The organism is Bradyrhizobium sp. SZCCHNRI3052, from assembly GCF_032484895.1.
Classification (GTDB): Bacteria; Pseudomonadota; Alphaproteobacteria; order Rhizobiales; family Xanthobacteraceae; genus Bradyrhizobium.
Genome location: NZ_JAUETW010000006.1, coordinates 29,943 through 46,603 on the forward strand (window position 1 = coordinate 29,943; position 16,661 = coordinate 46,603).

14 protein-coding genes and 1 tRNA gene are annotated in these 16,661 nt (G+C 66.7%); 8 read left to right on the forward strand and 7 right to left on the reverse strand.

Features of this window, described 5'->3' with window-relative positions:
* Window positions 1-17: 17 nt before the first annotated feature.
* The 6 genes from QW887_RS17895 to chpT form a co-directional block, all read right to left on the reverse strand.
* Entirely contained in the window at window positions 18-887 is an 870-nt protein-coding gene (locus QW887_RS17895; RefSeq protein ID WP_315752677.1) for a protein-glutamate O-methyltransferase CheR, read from the reverse strand.
* Window positions 884-2,074, reverse strand: a complete 1,191-nt coding sequence (locus QW887_RS17900; RefSeq protein ID WP_316193546.1) for a chemotaxis response regulator protein-glutamate methylesterase — start codon at window positions 2,072-2,074, stop codon at window positions 884-886. The genes QW887_RS17895 and QW887_RS17900 overlap by 4 nt, the downstream gene beginning before the upstream one ends.
* A gap of 74 nt (window positions 2,075-2,148) precedes the next feature.
* Window positions 2,149-2,514, reverse strand: a complete 366-nt coding sequence (locus tag QW887_RS17905) for a PleD family two-component system response regulator (protein ID WP_006613312.1) — start codon at window positions 2,512-2,514, stop codon at window positions 2,149-2,151.
* Between the two features lie 68 nt (window positions 2,515-2,582).
* Entirely contained in the window at window positions 2,583-3,053 is a 471-nt protein-coding gene (locus QW887_RS17910) for a chemotaxis protein CheW (RefSeq protein WP_316194770.1), read from the reverse strand.
* A gap of 26 nt (window positions 3,054-3,079) precedes the next feature.
* Entirely contained in the window at window positions 3,080-5,848 is a 2,769-nt protein-coding gene (locus tag QW887_RS17915; protein WP_315714011.1) for a hybrid sensor histidine kinase/response regulator, read from the reverse strand.
* Between the two features lie 243 nt (window positions 5,849-6,091).
* The gene (gene chpT / locus QW887_RS17920) at window positions 6,092-6,754 is read right to left on the reverse strand and encodes a histidine phosphotransferase ChpT (protein WP_315752676.1); all 663 of its coding nucleotides are present in this window, start codon (window positions 6,752-6,754) and stop codon (window positions 6,092-6,094) included.
* A 232-nt stretch (window positions 6,755-6,986) separates the two neighbouring features.
* Between chpT and cysQ the strand changes: the two genes are divergently transcribed.
* On the forward strand, window positions 6,987-7,820 hold the full coding sequence (gene cysQ, locus QW887_RS17925) for a 3'(2'),5'-bisphosphate nucleotidase CysQ (protein ID WP_315714009.1): 834 nt from the start codon (window positions 6,987-6,989) through the stop codon (window positions 7,818-7,820).
* Window positions 7,821-7,835: 15 nt separating this feature from the next.
* On the opposite strand, the gene QW887_RS17930 is transcribed toward cysQ, so the two are convergent.
* On the reverse strand, window positions 7,836-8,342 hold the full coding sequence (locus QW887_RS17930; RefSeq protein ID WP_315714008.1) for a YHS domain-containing (seleno)protein: 507 nt from the start codon (window positions 8,340-8,342) through the stop codon (window positions 7,836-7,838).
* Window positions 8,343-8,461: 119 nt separating this feature from the next.
* Between QW887_RS17930 and QW887_RS17935 the strand changes: the two genes are divergently transcribed.
* The 7 genes from QW887_RS17935 (at window position 8,462) to QW887_RS17965 (ending at window position 16,525) form a co-directional block, all read left to right on the forward strand.
* The gene (locus tag QW887_RS17935; RefSeq protein ID WP_315714007.1) at window positions 8,462-9,088 is read left to right on the forward strand and encodes a DUF1134 domain-containing protein; all 627 of its coding nucleotides are present in this window, start codon (window positions 8,462-8,464) and stop codon (window positions 9,086-9,088) included.
* Between the two features lie 144 nt (window positions 9,089-9,232).
* Window positions 9,233-10,519, forward strand: coding sequence for a hypothetical protein (locus QW887_RS17940; protein ID WP_316194771.1), 1,287 nt, complete (start codon window positions 9,233-9,235; stop codon window positions 10,517-10,519).
* A gap of 238 nt (window positions 10,520-10,757) precedes the next feature.
* Window positions 10,758-10,832 (forward strand) — tRNA-Val (locus tag QW887_RS17945).
* Window positions 10,833-11,003: 171 nt separating this feature from the next.
* Window positions 11,004-11,369: a hypothetical protein gene (locus QW887_RS17950; RefSeq protein ID WP_315714375.1), complete on the forward strand. Its 366-nt coding sequence runs from the start codon at window positions 11,004-11,006 to the stop codon at window positions 11,367-11,369.
* Between the two features lie 95 nt (window positions 11,370-11,464).
* Window positions 11,465-11,857 (forward strand): FixH family protein, encoded by a 393-nt coding sequence (locus QW887_RS17955; protein ID WP_315714005.1) that lies wholly within the window; start codon window positions 11,465-11,467, stop codon window positions 11,855-11,857.
* A 76-nt stretch (window positions 11,858-11,933) separates the two neighbouring features.
* Entirely contained in the window at window positions 11,934-13,358 is a 1,425-nt protein-coding gene (locus QW887_RS17960; RefSeq protein WP_316194772.1) for an efflux RND transporter periplasmic adaptor subunit, read from the forward strand.
* Window positions 13,355-16,525 (forward strand): efflux RND transporter permease subunit, encoded by a 3,171-nt coding sequence (locus tag QW887_RS17965; RefSeq protein WP_315714003.1) that lies wholly within the window; start codon window positions 13,355-13,357, stop codon window positions 16,523-16,525. Before QW887_RS17960 ends, QW887_RS17965 begins: the two co-directional genes overlap by 4 nt.
* Window positions 16,526-16,661 lie beyond the last annotated feature (136 nt).

Below are 16,661 nucleotides of genomic sequence, written 5' to 3' on the forward strand. Positions count from 1 at the left end.
GACGGCTCCGGCCGGCGTCAGCGCGCCGCGACCACCTTGAGGCCGGGCAGCAGCGCCGCGCCGCCGCGCGGGCTGCGCACCGGATTGATCTGGTACAGACCCCGCCGCTCCTGGTTGGGCCGGAACGCGTCGGTGATGCCGACGACCGATTCGGCGGCTCCCAGCAACAGCGTGCCGTCCGGCTCCATCACCTTGGCCATTCGCTCGAAGATCGAGGCCTTGGTCTCCTGATCGAAATAGATCAGCACGTTGCGGCAGAAGATGATGTCGAACTTGCCGAGATGCGAGAAGTCCTGCAGCAGATTGAGCTGGCGATGCTGGACCATGCCGCGGATGTCGGCGCTGAGCTGCCAGAGCTCGCCGAGCTGCGTGAAATATTTCACCAGCAGCTGGATCGGCAATCCACGCTGCACCTCGAACTGGCTGTAGAGGCCGGCCTTCGATTTCTCCAGCACCTCCTGCGACAGGTCGGTGGCAACGATCTCGATGCGCCAGCCCGCCAGAGCGGGACCGAATTCGCGCAGGCACATCGCGATCGAATACGGCTCCTGTCCGGTCGAGCAGGCGGCCGACCAGATGCGCAGGGAACGACGATTGGCGCGCGACTGGATCAGCGCCGGCAGGATGCCCTCACGGAGATGATCGAACGGAATCTTGTCGCGAAAGAAGAACGTCTCGTTGGTGGTCATCGCCTCGACCACCTGCGTCGTGAGCTGCTCCGCGCCGCTCTTGATCTTCTGCACCAGCTCCGTGATGCCCGGCAGGTTGGAGCGGCGGGCCAGCGGCAGCAACCGGCTTTCGACCAGGTACTGCTTATCGGCCGACAGATCGAGGCCGGAGCGATCCTTCAGGACCTTACGCAAGAACTCATAGTCCAGGGGTGTCACGAACGGTCTCCAGCAAACAGACGAACCAGCTTCGGTCCAATCTGATTCAAGGGAAGGACGGCCGCGCAGATGCCGGCATTGGCTGCTGCGCCCGGCATGCCCCAGACCACGCTGGTCGCCTCGTCCTGCGCGATCACGCTGCCGCCGGCGGCGACGATGTCCTTGCCGCCGCGCATGCCGTCGGATCCCATGCCGGTCAGGATCACGGCCAGGGTCGAGCCCTGCCAGACCTCGATCGCCGACATGAACAAGGGATCGACGGCGGGCTTGCAGAAATTGACCGGAGGACCGTTGTCCAGCGCGATCACCACATCGGCGCCATGGCGCGCCACACGCATGTGGCGGCCGCCGGGGGCAAGGTAGATCTGACCCGGCTTCACCACTTCACCGTCGACGGCCTCATGGGCCGGCCTGCGGCTCGAGCGCGCCAGATGCTCGGCGAGGATGGTGGTGAAGGTCGGCGGCATATGCTGGGTGATCAGCACCGGAAAGCGGTCGATCACGGGACCGAGCTCGGTCACCAGCGACATCAGCGCCTGCGGGCCGCCGGTCGACGATCCGATCAGCAGCACCTTCGGCATCTGCGTGCTGAAGGAGCGGCGCGCCAGCTGGGCCGGCGCGGCGGGCGCCACGGGAGCGACCATCGGCCGCGCCGTTGGCGCAGGCCGGAGCCCCTGGACTTGCGGGACGATCGGCGAGGCGGCCGGCGCATGCGGGGCGGGAGCGGCGCGGCGCGCCTTGGCGCCGAGATTGCGGATCTTCTGAATCAAATCGTAGTGGAAATTGTCGGCCGCCGACGCCTCGCGCGTGCTCTCGGGTTTCGGAATGTAGTCGGCCGCGCCGAGCGACAGCGCCTTGAAGCTGATCTCCGCGTTGCGGCGGGTCAGCGTCGACGCCATGATGACGGCGAGGTTCTTCTTCTTGGCAAGCAGCTTCGGCAGCGCGGCGATGCCGTCGAGCTCGGGCATCTCGATGTCGAGCACGGCGACGTCGGGATTGACGCGATCGATCTGGTTCACGGCTTCGAGGCCCGTGCGCAGCGACGCCGCCACGACCATGTCGGGCTCAGACGCGATCCAGCGCGAGATCATGCCGCGAATGACCACGGAATCGTCCACGACCATCACGCGGAGAGGTTCCTGCCTGGTCGAACTTGGGATCGAAGAACTGGCCAACGCGACGCTCATAGTTCACCAACAGGACAGAGGCACGGGGTGACGGCAAGCCCGGACGACCACGGGACCGACGCACGCGACGGAGATCAGATCAGCCCGACTTCCTGAAACTTCGCCGTCACGATGTCCTTGTCGAAGGGCTTCATGATGTACTCGTTGGCGCCGGCGTGCAGCGCGCGCGCGATGTGCGCGACATCGTTCTCGGTCGTGCAGAACACCACCTTCGGCGCGTCGCCGCCGGGCATGCGCCGGAGATTGCCGAGGAACTCGTAGCCGTCCATGACGGGCATGTTCCAGTCGAGCAGCACCGCATCCGGGAGGCCCCGCTTGCAGATCTCCAGCGCCTGCTCGCCGTCCTCCGCTTCCACGATCTGGAAATCCAGACCTTCCAGAATCCGTCGCGCCACCTTTCGAATGACGCTGGAATCGTCAACTACCAGACACGTTCTCATATCAGCCTCACGAGATCAGGATCCAATGCAACGACGCATGATGCGCCGCTGCCCGCACGTTGCAGTGTTCAGGCCGCCATCTTGTCGGCGGCGAGCTCGAGCACGCGATCGACGTCGAGAATGACCATCAGCTGGCCGTCGAGGCGGTGCACGCCGCCGGCAAGCTTCGCCATGCGCGGGTCGAGATTGACGGGGTTCTCCTCCCGGCCCTCCTCGGACAGCCGCAGCACCTCGCCGATCTGGTCGATCAGGAGACCGTAGGACTCGCCGCGCAGATCGACGCCGACCGCCATCGGCGGCTTGCCGTCCTCGGCGCGGGCAAGGCCGAGCCGCGCCCGCATGTCGACGACGGTCACGATGCGGCCGCGCAGGTTCAGGACCCCGGCGATCTCCGCCGATGACAGCGGCACCCGCGTCACCCGCTCCGGCATGAACACGTCCTGTACCCGGGAGATCGGCAGGCCGAACAGCTGGCCGCCGATCATCGCAGTGACGTATTCGACGGCGGCGCCCTCGGTGGTTTCGATCTTGCTGCTCATCGCACGCTACTCCTGTCCGCTTGCTGTCACGCGGCCCGCCGGTTGGCTTCGGCGCGGGCCCGTTCCTCGATCTGTTCCTTCAGCGCCGCGATCAGGCCTGGCCGGTCGAACTTGGCGATGTAGTCGTAGAGGCCCGCCTGGCGGCCGCGCTCGATCGCCGCCGGCGACACCAGCGACGACACCGCGATGACCGGCATCTGGCTCAGGTTCTGGTCGGCGCGGATCGCCTCGGTGAACTCGAAGCCGTTCATCTCCGGCATCTCGATGTCGGTGACGACGATGTCGAAGCTGTGCCCGGAGCGCAGCGTGGCCAGGCCCTCGATCGCCGAGGCCGCCGTGCGCACCTTGTAGCCGGCCGACTTCAACACCGGCGCCAGCATGTTGCGGAAGAACGGCGAGTCGTCGACCAGCAGCACCGACTGCGTCTGCGCGTCGGTGTGCATCTCCTTGCGGATGAACCAGTCGGCGAAGGCCATCGGCAGGAAGTGGCCGACGTCGATCACCTCGGTCGCCTGGCCCTTGATCACCGCCGAGCCGAGGATGCCGTCCTTGGCGCCGGAGACCTGGATGTTGAGCCGCTCCTCGACGATGTCGATGATCTCGTCGACCACGAGGCCCATCGCGCGGGTCTCGTCGGCGAACACCAGGATCGGCTGCGAGCCCGACGTCTGCACCGACACGCCTTCCATCTGCACCAAGGGCATCAGCTGGTCGCGGTACTGCACCATGTAGCGGCCGTTGGAGATCTCGATCTTGTCGGCCGCGATCTCCTCCAGGCGCGTGACCAGCGCCAGCGGCACCGCCTTGGGCTGCGCCGTGCCGGCGCGGAACACCAGCAGCGAGGTGAGCTGCTCGCCGCCGATGGCGTGATGCGCGGCGTGCTCGTCGGACACCGCCTGCGAGGCCGAGCCGGCGGCGCCGAGCGCTTTCGCAATGCCGTTCGGATCGATGATCATGATCACGGCGCCGTCGCCCAGGATGGTGTTGCCCGAGAACATGTCGATGTGACGCAGCTTGGTCGACATCGGCTTGACCACGATTTCCTCGGTGTGGAACACGCAGTCGACCACGATGCCGAAGGTCTGGTTGCCGACCTGCGTCACCACGATGAAGCCGTTCTCCGGATCGGTCGACGAGCCGTCGTCGATCTTCAGGAGCTTCTTCAGATGCATCAGCGGCAGCAGCTTGTTGCGCAAGCGCAAGACCGCGGTGTCCTTGATGCGCTCGATGCGATGCTCGGAGTTGGCGCGCGCACGCACCAACTCGACGACCGACAATTGCGGGATCGCGAAGCGGTCGCCGCCGGCTTCGACGATCAGCGCCGAGACGATCGCGAGCGTCAGCGGGATCTTGATGGTGACCGAGGTGCCCTCGCCGAGCACCGACTTGATGTCGATGGTGCCGCCGATCTGGTCGATGTTGGTGCGCACCACGTCCATGCCGACGCCGCGGCCCGAGACCGAGGTGACGGCGGCCGCGGTCGAGAAGCCCGGCTCGAAGATGAACTTGTGGATCTGCGCTTCCGTCATCTTCTCGAGCTCGGCCTCGGTGACGAGGCCGTTCGCCAAGGCCTTGGCCTTGATGCGCTCGGTGTTGAGGCCGCGGCCGTTGTCGGCGATGCAGATGATGATATGGCCGCCTTCGTGATAGGCGGACAGCCGGATGGTGCCCTGCTCGGCCTTGCCGGCCGCGGCGCGCTCGGCCATCGTCTCCAGGCCGTGATCGGCGGAGTTGCGCACCATGTGGGTGAGCGGGTCCTTGATCAGGTCGAGCACCTGGCGGTCGAGCTCGGTGTCGGCGCCGTGCATCTCGAGCTCGATCTGCTTGCCGAGTTCGGTGGCGAGGTCGCGGACGATGCGCGGCAGCTTCTGCCAGGCATTGCCGATCGGCTGCATGCGCGTCTTCATGACGCCCTCCTGCAGCTCGGCGGTGACGTTGGACAGCCGCTGCAGCGGCACCTTGAACTCGGTGTCCTCGTTGCGGCGGGCGATCTCCAGGAGCTGGTTGCGCGTCAGCACCAGCTCCGAGACCATCGTCATCAGATGTTCGAGCGTGTCGACGTTGACGCGGATCGACTGGTTGGCGACCTTGTCGTTCTCGTGCACCTCGCCGTCGGCATTGACCTTCGGCCGCGCCGCCTTCTTCGGCTCGGCCTTGGCCTCTGCTTCCGCCTTGGCAGGCCCGGCCTTGGCGACCGGCGCCGGGGCAGCGGCCTTGGGCTCAGGCGCCTTCTCATGCGCGGGCGGCAACTCGATCGCGGTCTCGCGGAAGGCCCGCTCGAGCTCGTCGAGCGACACTTCGCCCGGACGCAGCGGACGCTCCAGCGTCTGGTCGATCAGCGAGCCGTGCGTCACCGCGGGGGCGGGCGGCGCGGCCGGCACCAGCGGCGGGGCCGCCTCGCCGGCGGCCATCGCCGCCATGCCGCGCTCGACCATCGCCTCGAGCTCGCTGATGAGGTCGCGGTCCTCGCCCTCGGGCTCGGCCTCGTTGGCCTCGAGCTGTCCCAGGATGTCCTTGATGCGGTCGATCGTGGTCAGGATCAGCGTCACGGCCTCGCCGGTCACCGGCATGCCGTCGCGGAATTTGCCCATCAATGTTTCGGCGGCGTGCGCCAGCGCCTCGAGCCGCGGCAGGCCGAGGAAACCGCAGGTCCCCTTGATCGTGTGCACCAGCCGGAAGATGTTATCGAGGATCTTGGCGTTGTTCGGCTCCTGCTCGAACCGCACCAATTGATTGTCGACGGTGTCCAGGCTCTCGCTGGTCTCCGTCAGGAACTCACGCAACAGATCGTCCATGAAACTGGCCTTCGCACGCAACGGAACGCGACATGACGCGCCCTTCAAACCGTGGCCAGTTTCGGTGCAAAGCGTTTAATATTAGTTGAGTAAGCGCAAATGAACGGACTCAACAAAGAGATAAGATGCATCCGGACAAGTTCGGACACATCGGCAAGGCTTGATTAACCATGGTGAATGGATTGTTGCGTCTGTCCCACGACACGAGGTCGCAGGGACTGACGCGGCAGGACGTCCGCCCGATCAGGCCGCCTGCACGACCATCGCATTGCCGTCGGCGGTGAGCGTCACCTTGAGGCCGCAGGCATCGGCGAGCAGACGGGTGTAGTAGGGCTGCACCGCGTGGGCATCGATGGTCGATTGCAAGTCGCCACCGAGCAGATTGACGATGTTCTGCGGCAGCCGGGCATTGAGCCCGGTGGCGGCGACGCGGAAGCTCATGGTCTCGCCATCGCCGATCGGGTCGACCGTCAGCATGCCGCCGCGCGGGATCGTCTGCTGCGCCACCACCATCATGTTGAGCAGCAGCTTGACCCGGTTCTTGGGCAACAGCAGCCGCGGCAGATTCCAGGTGATCGAGGTCTTGGCGTCCTCGATGTGGCCGCGCGCCATGGTCTGGGCGTCGCCGAGATCGATCTGCGCGCCCGCAGAGCCGGCCGCACCAAAGGCGAGGCGGCAGAATTGCAGCCGGGCCGACGCCGTCTTGGCGCTCTTGCGGATCAGCTCCAGCGCGAAGTCGCGATCCTCCGGCTTCGGATTGTCGTCGAGCACCTCGAGCCCATTGACGATGGCGCCGACCGGACTAATCAGGTCGTGGCAGACCTTCGAGCAGAGCAGAGCGGCAAGTTCGAGCGTATCGGGAGCGGGAATCGGATTGGCGATCTCGGGAGAGGACGTGCCGGACATTCGATGTTCCTGAAATCCGCGAACCTGGGCGAATCATGCTTGCGTTAACGCTTGATACACTGCGAAAGCATGGACCGCCACCGAACTGAGAGCGGGACACGGGAAAGTACGTAGCGGTTTTCCCGGCAGCCGCAATGAACGTGCGAACGGCCGTACCCGGATGCGCCGGGCGCCAGAACAGGGATACGATGATGCCAGCTGCGTACGGAACGGCCGGAAGGAGCACCGCGCAATGACGACGGCACCGACTGCAGGAACCGTCGGGGTCGAGGCCGCCGCGGCGCTGATGACGCCCCTGACGGAGCTCGTCGTCGAGGCGGCCTACGCGATCCTCGCCGTCAACCGGCGCGCCATGGCCGTCACCGACAAATCCGACGGCTCGCCGGTCACCGAGGCCGATCTTGCCGCCGACCGGGTCATTGCCGAGGGGCTGGCGCGGCTGGCGCCCGCGATCCCCGCGCTGTCGGAGGAGCGGGTCGGAACGAGCGCAGGACCGTTCGAGGGCAGCTTCTTCCTGATCGATCCGCTCGACGGCACCAAGGAGTTCGTCGCCGGGCGCGGCGAGTTCACGGTCAATCTGGCGCTGGTTACCGACGGCAGCCCGCTGCTCGGCATCGTCTGCGCGCCGGCCATCGGCCAGATCTGGCGCGGCCTGGTCGGCCGTGGCGCCGAGCGGCTGTCGTTCACGGAGGCGGGTCTGGCGGCCGCCGAGCCGATCCGCACCCGGCCGATGCCGCCGCAAGGCGCGGCATGGGTCGCCGCGGTCAGCCGGTCGCATGGCGATGCCCGCACCGAAGCCTTCATTGCGGCGCGTCCGGGCGCGGTGCGCCTGCCGCTCGGCTCGGCCGTGAAGTTCGGGCGGCTCGCCGAAGGTCTGGCCGACATCTATCCGCGGCTCGGCCCGACCTCGGAATGGGACGTGGCGGCAGGCCATGCCGTGGTCGCAGCCGCCGGCGGCACCGTCACCAGCGAGACCGGCGCGCCGTTGCGCTATGGCGAGCGCCCCGACGGCTTCATCGTGCCGTCCTTCATCGCCTGGGGCGACCCGGCTGCGGTGAAGGTTTGAGACAGCGCTGCCGCGCTATTGCGGCAGGTCGCCCTCGAGCGCCGGCCAACGGGCCTCCGCACCCGGCAGATAGCGGCTCGGGTCGGCCGCGAAAGCGTCGCGGCTCTCTTCTCGGTTGAACAGGAACAGCCGTTCCTCGACCACGACGAAGAAGCGCGGGTTGCCGGCCACCGTTACGCCGCGAGCCACATCGGTCGGGTCGTAGCCGCCGAATTGCGGGCCGTAGACCTCCGGATGGGCCAGGAACGAGGCGCGATTGCCCTCGTTGCGAAACCGCCAGACCACTCCACCCTGGGACGCCTCGAAATCCGGCAGCCCCGGCATGGCCCTGCCATCCACGAAATAGGAAACAGGGTCGAAGCCGTCGATCGCCAGCCCGCTGAAGCGGTCGGAGATGATGCGCTGCGTCGTGGCCGCCGGCGCGCCGACCGGCGGCAGCCCAGCGAGCGCGATAGCGGCAATTACAAGGCGAAACAGCGACTTTGACCCGGTCTGGGGCGGTTGTTGCCGTTGTGCGGTCATAGTTGGTGCCGATAACATGAGAGTCGCAGGGGCATCGCCCCTCGCCCGACAATCGCCCGATGTGGTTGGCGTCAGGTTAAGGCGAGGCTCGGGCAGCCGATAGCAGGGGATTTCCATCGATGAGTTTCGCATCCCGCCTTGCCGCCACGACGTTCGCGGCCGTGCTGGCCATGACCGCGTCGGTCGCCGCGCAGCAGGCGCCCCCGCCTGCCGCGCCGCCGTATCAGCAGCCCGCACCCCCGCCGCGCCCTGCGCCGAGCCCGGACAGCTTCAACCCGGACGAGCTCGTCAATGCCGGCCACCGCTTCTTCGGCAACGTTTCGCGCGGCCTCGCCTCGGTGATCGAGCGCGCCGTCAGCCAATGGGGCCTGCCGAATGGCTACATCCTGGGTGAGGAAGGCGCCGGTGCCTTCGTCGCCGGTCTCCGTTACGGCGAAGGCACGCTCTACACCAAGAACGCCGGCGACCTCCGCGTCTATTGGCAGGGCCCCTCGCTCGGCTTCGACTGGGGCGGCGACGGCGCCCGCACCATGACGCTGGTCTACAATCTGCCGGCCACCAGCGCGATCTACCAGCGCTTCGTCGGCATCGACGGCTCGGCCTATATCGTCGGCGGCTTCGGCATGACGGCGCTCACCGCCAACAACATCGTGCTGGTCCCGATCAGGTCCGGCATCGGCCTGCGGCTCGGCGCCAATGTCGGCTACCTCAAGTTCACGCCGAGCGCGACCTGGAACCCGTTCTGAGGCCGCCGCCGATACCGCCAATTGATGCCGCGAGGACACGTTCTCCCGTGACGGATCAAGGTTAACACGGCATTGGGCTGGCGTTGAATCAGCCCGCCGTGCATTGTGATTCCGTTAATCATTTCTGACCGGGAGTTGTGCGTCATGGTCGAGCCGATCATGTATTTTGCGATCGGTTTTCTGATCGCCATGCTCTGTGCGCTGATGATCGTGCCGCTGGTGCACAATCGTGCGGTGCGGCTGACGACGCGCCGGCTCGAGGCGGCGACGCCGCTGTCGATGGCCGAGATCCAGGCCGACAAGGACCAGCTGCGCGCGGAGTTCGCGATGTCGGCGCGGCGGCTGGAGATGAGCGTCGACGCGCTCAAGAACAAGGCCACCGGCCAGCTCGCCGACCTCGGCAAGAAGACCGACGCCATCAACCGCATGAAGATCGAGCTCGGCGAGAAGAACGCCGCGATCTTTGCGCTGGAGGCGCGCGAGAAGGCGCTGAAGGATCAGCTGCGCGCCACCGAGGAAGAATTCGCCGCCAAGACGGAGGCGCTGCGCGCCGCCGAGCAGGCGCTGAAGGAGAAGCAGGCCGAGCAGGTGCGCCTGACTGCCGAGCTCAACGACAAGGCTCTGCTGGCCGACAGCCGGCAGGTCGAGCTGGTGTCGGTCAGGACCCAGGTCGAGGAGCTGCGCAGCCGCGTGGCCGACGCCGAGAAGGAATTCTCCGCGACCCAGACGCGGCTCGCGCTGGAGCGCGACGAATCCGACACCGCGACCAAGGCGCTCAACGACGCCCGCGCGCGGGTCGAGAATCTCAGCCAGCGCGTCACCGAGCTCGACCGCCAGCTGATCGTCCAGGTCAAGGAAGCCGAGATGCTGGCGAGCCGCGTCGCCGACCTCGAGGGCCGGCTGTCGACCCAGGGCAAGCTGCTTGCCGAACGTGATTTCGAGAACAACCAGCTGCGCGAGGCCAACGTGGCCGCCGACCGCGCCTTGAAGGAGCTGCGCGAGGAGCTGGCCGGCATGGGCAGCGGCAAGTCGGCCGCGTTCGAGCGGCTCAAATCCGAGAAGGCCGCCCTCGAACAGCAGCTGCAGGCCGCCCGCGACGAGCGCACCAAGCTGCAGCGCGAGATGAACGCCATCCAGCAGCATGCCGAGAGCACCTGGGCCCAGGAGCGGATGGAGAACGCGCTGTTGCGCGAACGTATCAACGACATCGCCGCCGAGGTCGCCAAGCTCGCGATGCAGATCGAGGGCCCGAACTCGACGATCGAGGCCATGCTGGCCGCCGAGCCGGCCCCCGCCAAGCCTGCCAACGCCAATGGCGTCGCCGCGGCGCCGGCTGCTGCGGCCGGCGGTGCGCCCCAGGGCGGTACCCTGGCCGACCGCATCCGCGCGCTGCAGTCTCATGCCTCGCGAGCACGGCAGCTCGGGGCCTGAGGCCGCCGGATCGGAGCCGAGTGCGGCGGATATCTGCCCCTCGCTTCAGTATGGAGGCTGGCCCGCGAGAGGGCCGGTTTCGGCCCCGATCGAGGACGGGCCACCGCACCCCGGCAGTTTTCCTCGCCATCTCCGCCGCAAATCCTTGACACCCCCTGCCCGCGCTTCGTAAATCGCGGGCTCCGACGGACTGCTTCGGCGGCTCGCTGGCTCACAGCCACGACCGCCACCGGCAACCGGGCGCATAGCTCAGCGGGAGAGCGTTCCCTTCACACGGGAGAGGTCCAAGGTTCGATCCCTTGTGCGCCCACCATTTGCCGTCGCCATCCTTTTCCTTTCATGCGATCGCTTGTGCTGGTCTGGCCCGTCGTCATGCCTCCGGCGACGCGATGGTCACGCAGGATTGAGCGGGATCAACGACTGCGTCGGCGCCTGGCTTATGTTAGCTGTCTTGCTCTGCGACCGGAAAGGTAACTCCATCTCGATGCGGCTCGTCCGTACCATCCTGGCGTTCGCGATTGCCCTGTCCGTGGCGATGCTGCCGATCGGCGCATCGGCGGCTGTGATGGCGTCGTCGGACGAGATGCAGACGAGCATGCAGATGGACGACGGGGCCGGCATGTCGATGGACGAATGCTGCCCCGACGACATGAAGGGCACCGGCTCCCCGTCGCACAACACCAAATGCAGCATGGGTTTCTGCTGCGCGGGAGGGACGGTTGCGCTCGGCGATGTCAGGACCGTTGCCTTCGCGCCCCTCGCCGTGAGCGCGACCAGGATCGCCATTCCCGCCGATCAGGTCGCTTCTCTTCACAGCGGCAGTCCTCCGTTCCGACCTCCTCGAGTCTGATCTCGCACGAGCCGACGCGCACAATGTCTGCGCGCCGATGACTGACGTGCGCGCCGCGGGCGCCACGGCCGAGATCCATTCATGAGGACAGGACCATGCTTTCCAGAATCAGCACCGCGGCCCTCGCCGCCACCCTTTCGCTTGCCGCACCGGCCGCCATCGCCGGCGCCGCCGACTACAGCTTCGAGCCCGTCACGGCCGAGATGAAGAAGGGCGACGACGTCACGGTCGCCGTTCGTCTCACCCATAAGCAGACCGGCAAGGCCGTAACTGACGCGGTCATTTTCAAGACACGCGTCGACATGGCGCCGGATGGGATGGCCGACATGGTGTCGGAGGTGGCGCCGCTGCCGTCCAAGGAGCCCGGCGTCTACGCCTTCAAGACCGACCTGCCGATGGCCGGGCGCTACCAGGTCACACTCTCCGCGAAGGTGCAGGGCGAGCCGGAGACGGTCACCGGCAAGGTCGTCGTCAAGGCGACGAAGTGAGCCTGCGGGGCGCTCCCCGACGAGCGCCCCGCCCTTCCCAACGGATCGCGCGCGTCGCGCGCCTCACGGTGATGTCATGAACACATTGCGTCTGCTCGCGGCCGTTACGCTCGGCGCCGGCCTTGGTTTGGGTGGTCTCTGGTCGATCCAGACATCGCCGCCGTCGCTCCGCCCCCATCTTGCCGCCACGGCGGCGGAGCGGATGCCGCTGTATTATCGCGATCCCAGCGGCGCCCCTGCCTGGTCGGCAGGCCCCAGGAAGGACGAGCGCGGGCGGGACTACCTGCCGGTCTACGACGACGATCAAGCCGCGCCCGCCCCCGCCAAGCCGAAGCAGCAGGCGGACTCCTCGCGCCGGATTCTCTACTACCGCAATCCCATGGGCCTACCTGACACGTCGCCTTCTCCGAAGAAGGACCCGATGGGAATGGACTACGTTCCCGTCTACGAGGGCGACGATGCCGAGGATGGCGTGGTGAAGCTGTCGCCCGGCAAGATCCAGCGGACGGGCGTGAGATCCACGCCGGTCGAGCGGCGCACGCTCCGCATCGCCGTCAAGGCACCGGGAACGATCCAGCTCGACGAGCGCCGAGTCTCCGTGATCGCGATGCGGGCCGAAAGCTTCGTGCAGAAGGTCGCCGACGTGACCACGGGCACGCGCGTGAAGGCGGGCCAGCCGCTGATGGAGATCTACAGCTCGGCGATGGCCGCGGCCGCAGCCGAGTATCTCTCCACCATCAATTCCAACATCGTCGGCGGCAACGCAGCCTACGGCCGCGGCGCGCGCCAGCGCTTGACCAATCTGGACGTCCCGGAGCCGGTGATCATGGCGATGGAGAGGTCGCGCGTCGCACCGATCACGGTTCAATGGTCAGCGCCGCGCGATGGCGTCGTGCTGGAGCGCAATGCGACCGAAGGCATGCGCGCCAATCCGGGCGACGTGCTGTTCCGGATCGCCGACATCTCGACGGTCTGGGCCTTGGTCGATGTCGCCGAACGCGACCTCGGCAGCATCGCCGTCGGACAGCCCGTGACGATCCATGCGCGCAGCTTCGCGGGCCGAACCTTCGCCGGCACGATCGCAGTCGTCTATCCCCAGGTGAACAAGGACACGCGGACGGCGCGCCTACGGATCGAGCTCGCCAATCCGGACCTCGCGCTGCTCCCCGACATGTATGTCGATGCCGAGATCGACACCGCGGACCCGGCGCCGCTCTTGGCCGTGCCCGCTGGTGCCGTGCTCGACACCGGCAGGCGCCAGGCGGTCCTCATCGACAAGGGCGGCGGCCGCTACGAGCCGCGCGCCGTGACGCTCGGCCGGCGCGGCGCCGGCTATGTCGAGGTGCGCGATGGCCTGTCGGATGGCGAGGCGGTCGTCACCTCGGCCAACTTCCTGATCGACGCCGAAAGCAACCTGAAGGCCGCGCTGAAGAGCTTCGCGGACTCCGACGAAGCGCAATCCGCCGGCAGCGACCACGCCGGCATGGGAGACCACAAATGATCGCCCGCATCATTGCCTGGTCGGCGCGCAACCTGCTGCTGGTCCTGTTCGGGACCGGCTTCGCCGCAGCAGCCGGGCTCTACGCACTCATTCACCTGCCGCTCGACGCAATTCCCGATCTGTCGGACACCCAGGTGATCGTCTACACCGAGTATCCCGGTCAGGCGCCTGAGGTCATCGAAGACCAGGTCACCTATCCCCTGACGACCGCGATGCTCACGGTGCCGAAGTCGAAGGTCGTGCGCGGCTTCTCGTTCTTCGGCGTGTCGTTCGTCTACGTCATCTTCGAAGACGGCACCGACATCTACTGGGCGCGCTCGCGCGTGATGGAGTTCCTGAACAGCGCCGCCTCGCGGCTTCCGGCGGGGGTCACGCCGACGATCGGGCCGGACGCGACCGGCGTCGGCTGGGTCTATCAATACGCCGTCATGTCGAAGGAGCTGAATCTCGCCGACACCCGCACGATCCAGGACTGGAACCTGAAGTTCGCGCTCGCCAAGGCCGAGGGTGTCGCCGAGGTCGCGAGCATCGGCGGCTTCGTCAAGCAGTACAACGTCGTGCTCGATCCGCAGCGCATGCGCGACCGCGGCATCAGCCTGCAGAAGATCCGCGACGCGATCCGCGCCAGCAATGCCGATGTCGGCGGCCGGACGGTCGAGCTGTCCGAGTTCGAATACGTCATCCGCGGCAAGGGCTATCTGAAGAGCATCAACGATCTCGGCAACATCGTGCTCAAGAGCTCAGGCGGCACGCCCGTGCTGCTGCGCGACGTCGCCAATGTCGAGCTTGGCCCCGACGAACGGCGCGGCATCGCCGAGCTCAATGGCGAGGGCGAGGTCGCCAGCGGCATCGTACTACAGCGCTTCGGCGTCAACGCGCTCGACGTGATCGAGAACGTCAAGAAGCGCCTGCATGAGATCGCGAGCAGCCTGCCCAAATCGGTCGAGATCGTTCCGGTCTACGACCGCTCGAACCTGATCTATGCCGCCATCGACACGCTGAAGCACACGCTGCTCGAGGAGAGCATCGTCGTCGCCTTCGTCTGCATCGTGTTCCTGCTGCACGTCCGCAGCGCCCTGGTCGCCATCCTGATGTTGCCGGTCGGCGTGCTGATGGCGTTCGGCGCGATGAAGCTGCTCGGACTCGGCTCGAACATCATGAGCCTGGGGGGCATCGCGATTGCGATCGGCGCCATGGTGGATGCCGCGATCGTCATGATCGAGAACGCCCACAAGCATCTGGAGCGTGCCGAGCCCGACGCATCACGCGTCCAGATCCTGATCGACGCGGCCGCGGAGGTCGGTCCCGCCCTGTTCTTCAGCCTGCTGATCATCACCGTGTCGTTCATGCCGATCTTCACGTTGGAATCGCAGGAAGGCCGGCTGTTCAGCCCGCTCGCCTTCACCAAGACGTTCTCGATGGCGGCAGCGGCGCTACTCTCGGTGACGCTGGTGCCGGCGCTGATGGTGATCTTCGTGCGCGGCAGGATCGTTCCCGAGCATCGCAATCCGATCAACCGCTTGCTGATCTGGATCTACCGGCCGGTCATCAAGGGTGTGCTGCGGGCCAAGACGCTCGTGATCCTCGCCGCGGCCGCCGTGCTCGCCATCACCGTCTGGCCGGCACGCCAGCTCGGCACCGAATTCATGCCGAGCCTGAACGAGGGCACGCTGCTCTACATGCCGACCACCCTGCCCGGCATCTCCGTCACCAAGGCCGCCGAGCTGATGCAGATGCAGGATCGGATCATCAAGTCGTTCCCCGAGGTCGCCTCTGTCTACGGCAAGGCCGGGCGGGCGGCGACCGCCACCGACCCCGCGCCGACCGAGATGTTCGAGACGGTCGTCAACCTCAAGCCCAGGGAGCAGTGGCGTCCCGGCGTCACGATCGACAGCCTCGTTGCCGAGATGGACAAGGCGCTGCAATTCCCCGGCGTCTCCAACGCCTGGACGATGCCGATCAAGGCGCGCATCGACATGCTCTCGACCGGCATCCGCACGCCGATCGGCGTCAAGGTAATAGGCACGGACCTGACCGAGATCGATCGTCTGGCCAAGCAGATCGAGCGGGTGATCAAGACCGTCCCCGGAACCTCCTCGGCCTATGCCGAGCGCGGCATCGGCGGCTATTACCTCGAGATCACCCCCGACCGCGAGGCCCTCGCCCGCTACGGACTCCTGGTCCAGGACGTCCAGGATACGATCGCGGCCGCGCTCGGCGGCCAGACGGTCACCACGACGGTGGAGGGCCGGCAGCGCTTCAGCGTGAACATGCGCTATCCGCGCGATCTCCGCGACAATCCGAAGGCCATCGCCAGCGATGTCCTGGTGCCGATGCCCTCAGGCGGCGCCGTGCCGCTCGGCGAGGTCGCGAAGGTCGAGCCGGCCAGGGGCCCCACCTCGATCCGCACCGAGAACGGCCAGCTCGCGACCTACATCTATGTCGACATCCGCGACCGCGACATCGGCAGCTACGTCGCGGACGCACAGCGCGCCGTCACCGAGAGCATCCAGTTTCCGGCCGGCACCTATGTACTCTGGAGCGGGCAGTATGAGTATCTGCAACGCGCGACTGCCCGGCTCAAGATCGTCATTCCGGTGACGCTCACCATCATCTTCCTGCTGCTGTATCTGAACTTCAGGGCCATGACCGAAACCCTGATCGTGATGCTGTCGCTGCCGTTCGCGCTGGTGGGCGGCATCTGGATGATGTGGTGGCTCGGCTTCAATCTGTCGGTCGCCGTCGCCGTCGGCTTCATTGCGCTTGCCGGCGTCGCCGCAGAGACCGGCGTCGTGATGCTGATCTATCTCGATCACGCGCTGGCCGCGGTGAAGGCGAGGCGCAGCGTCGAAGGCTGTCCGGTGAATCGGCAGGATCTCCAGGACGCGATCATGGAAGGCGCGGTCGAGCGCGTGCGCCCGAAGATGATGACCGTTGTCGCGATCATGGCGGGCCTGCTGCCGATCATGTGGAGTACGGGCACAGGGTCAGAGATCATGCAGCGCATCGCCGTGCCGATGATCGGCGGCATGATTTCGTCGACCCTGCTCACCCTGATCGTGATTCCGGCCATCTTCGGTCTGGTCAAGGGACGCAGCCTGTCGACCAGAACCGGGACGGCGGCAAGCGCTTCGAGCGGGTCGCAGGACGTGCAAAGGGCAGCTTGATCCACCGACAGCGAGAGGAGAGACGATGAGAAATTTCGCGACAGGAGCTCCGGTGGTCGCGGCGGCGCGGCGAAGGCGCCCGATCACGGTCAGCGACTAGCCGTACCGGCGCTGACAACGAACGATCGTCACCCCT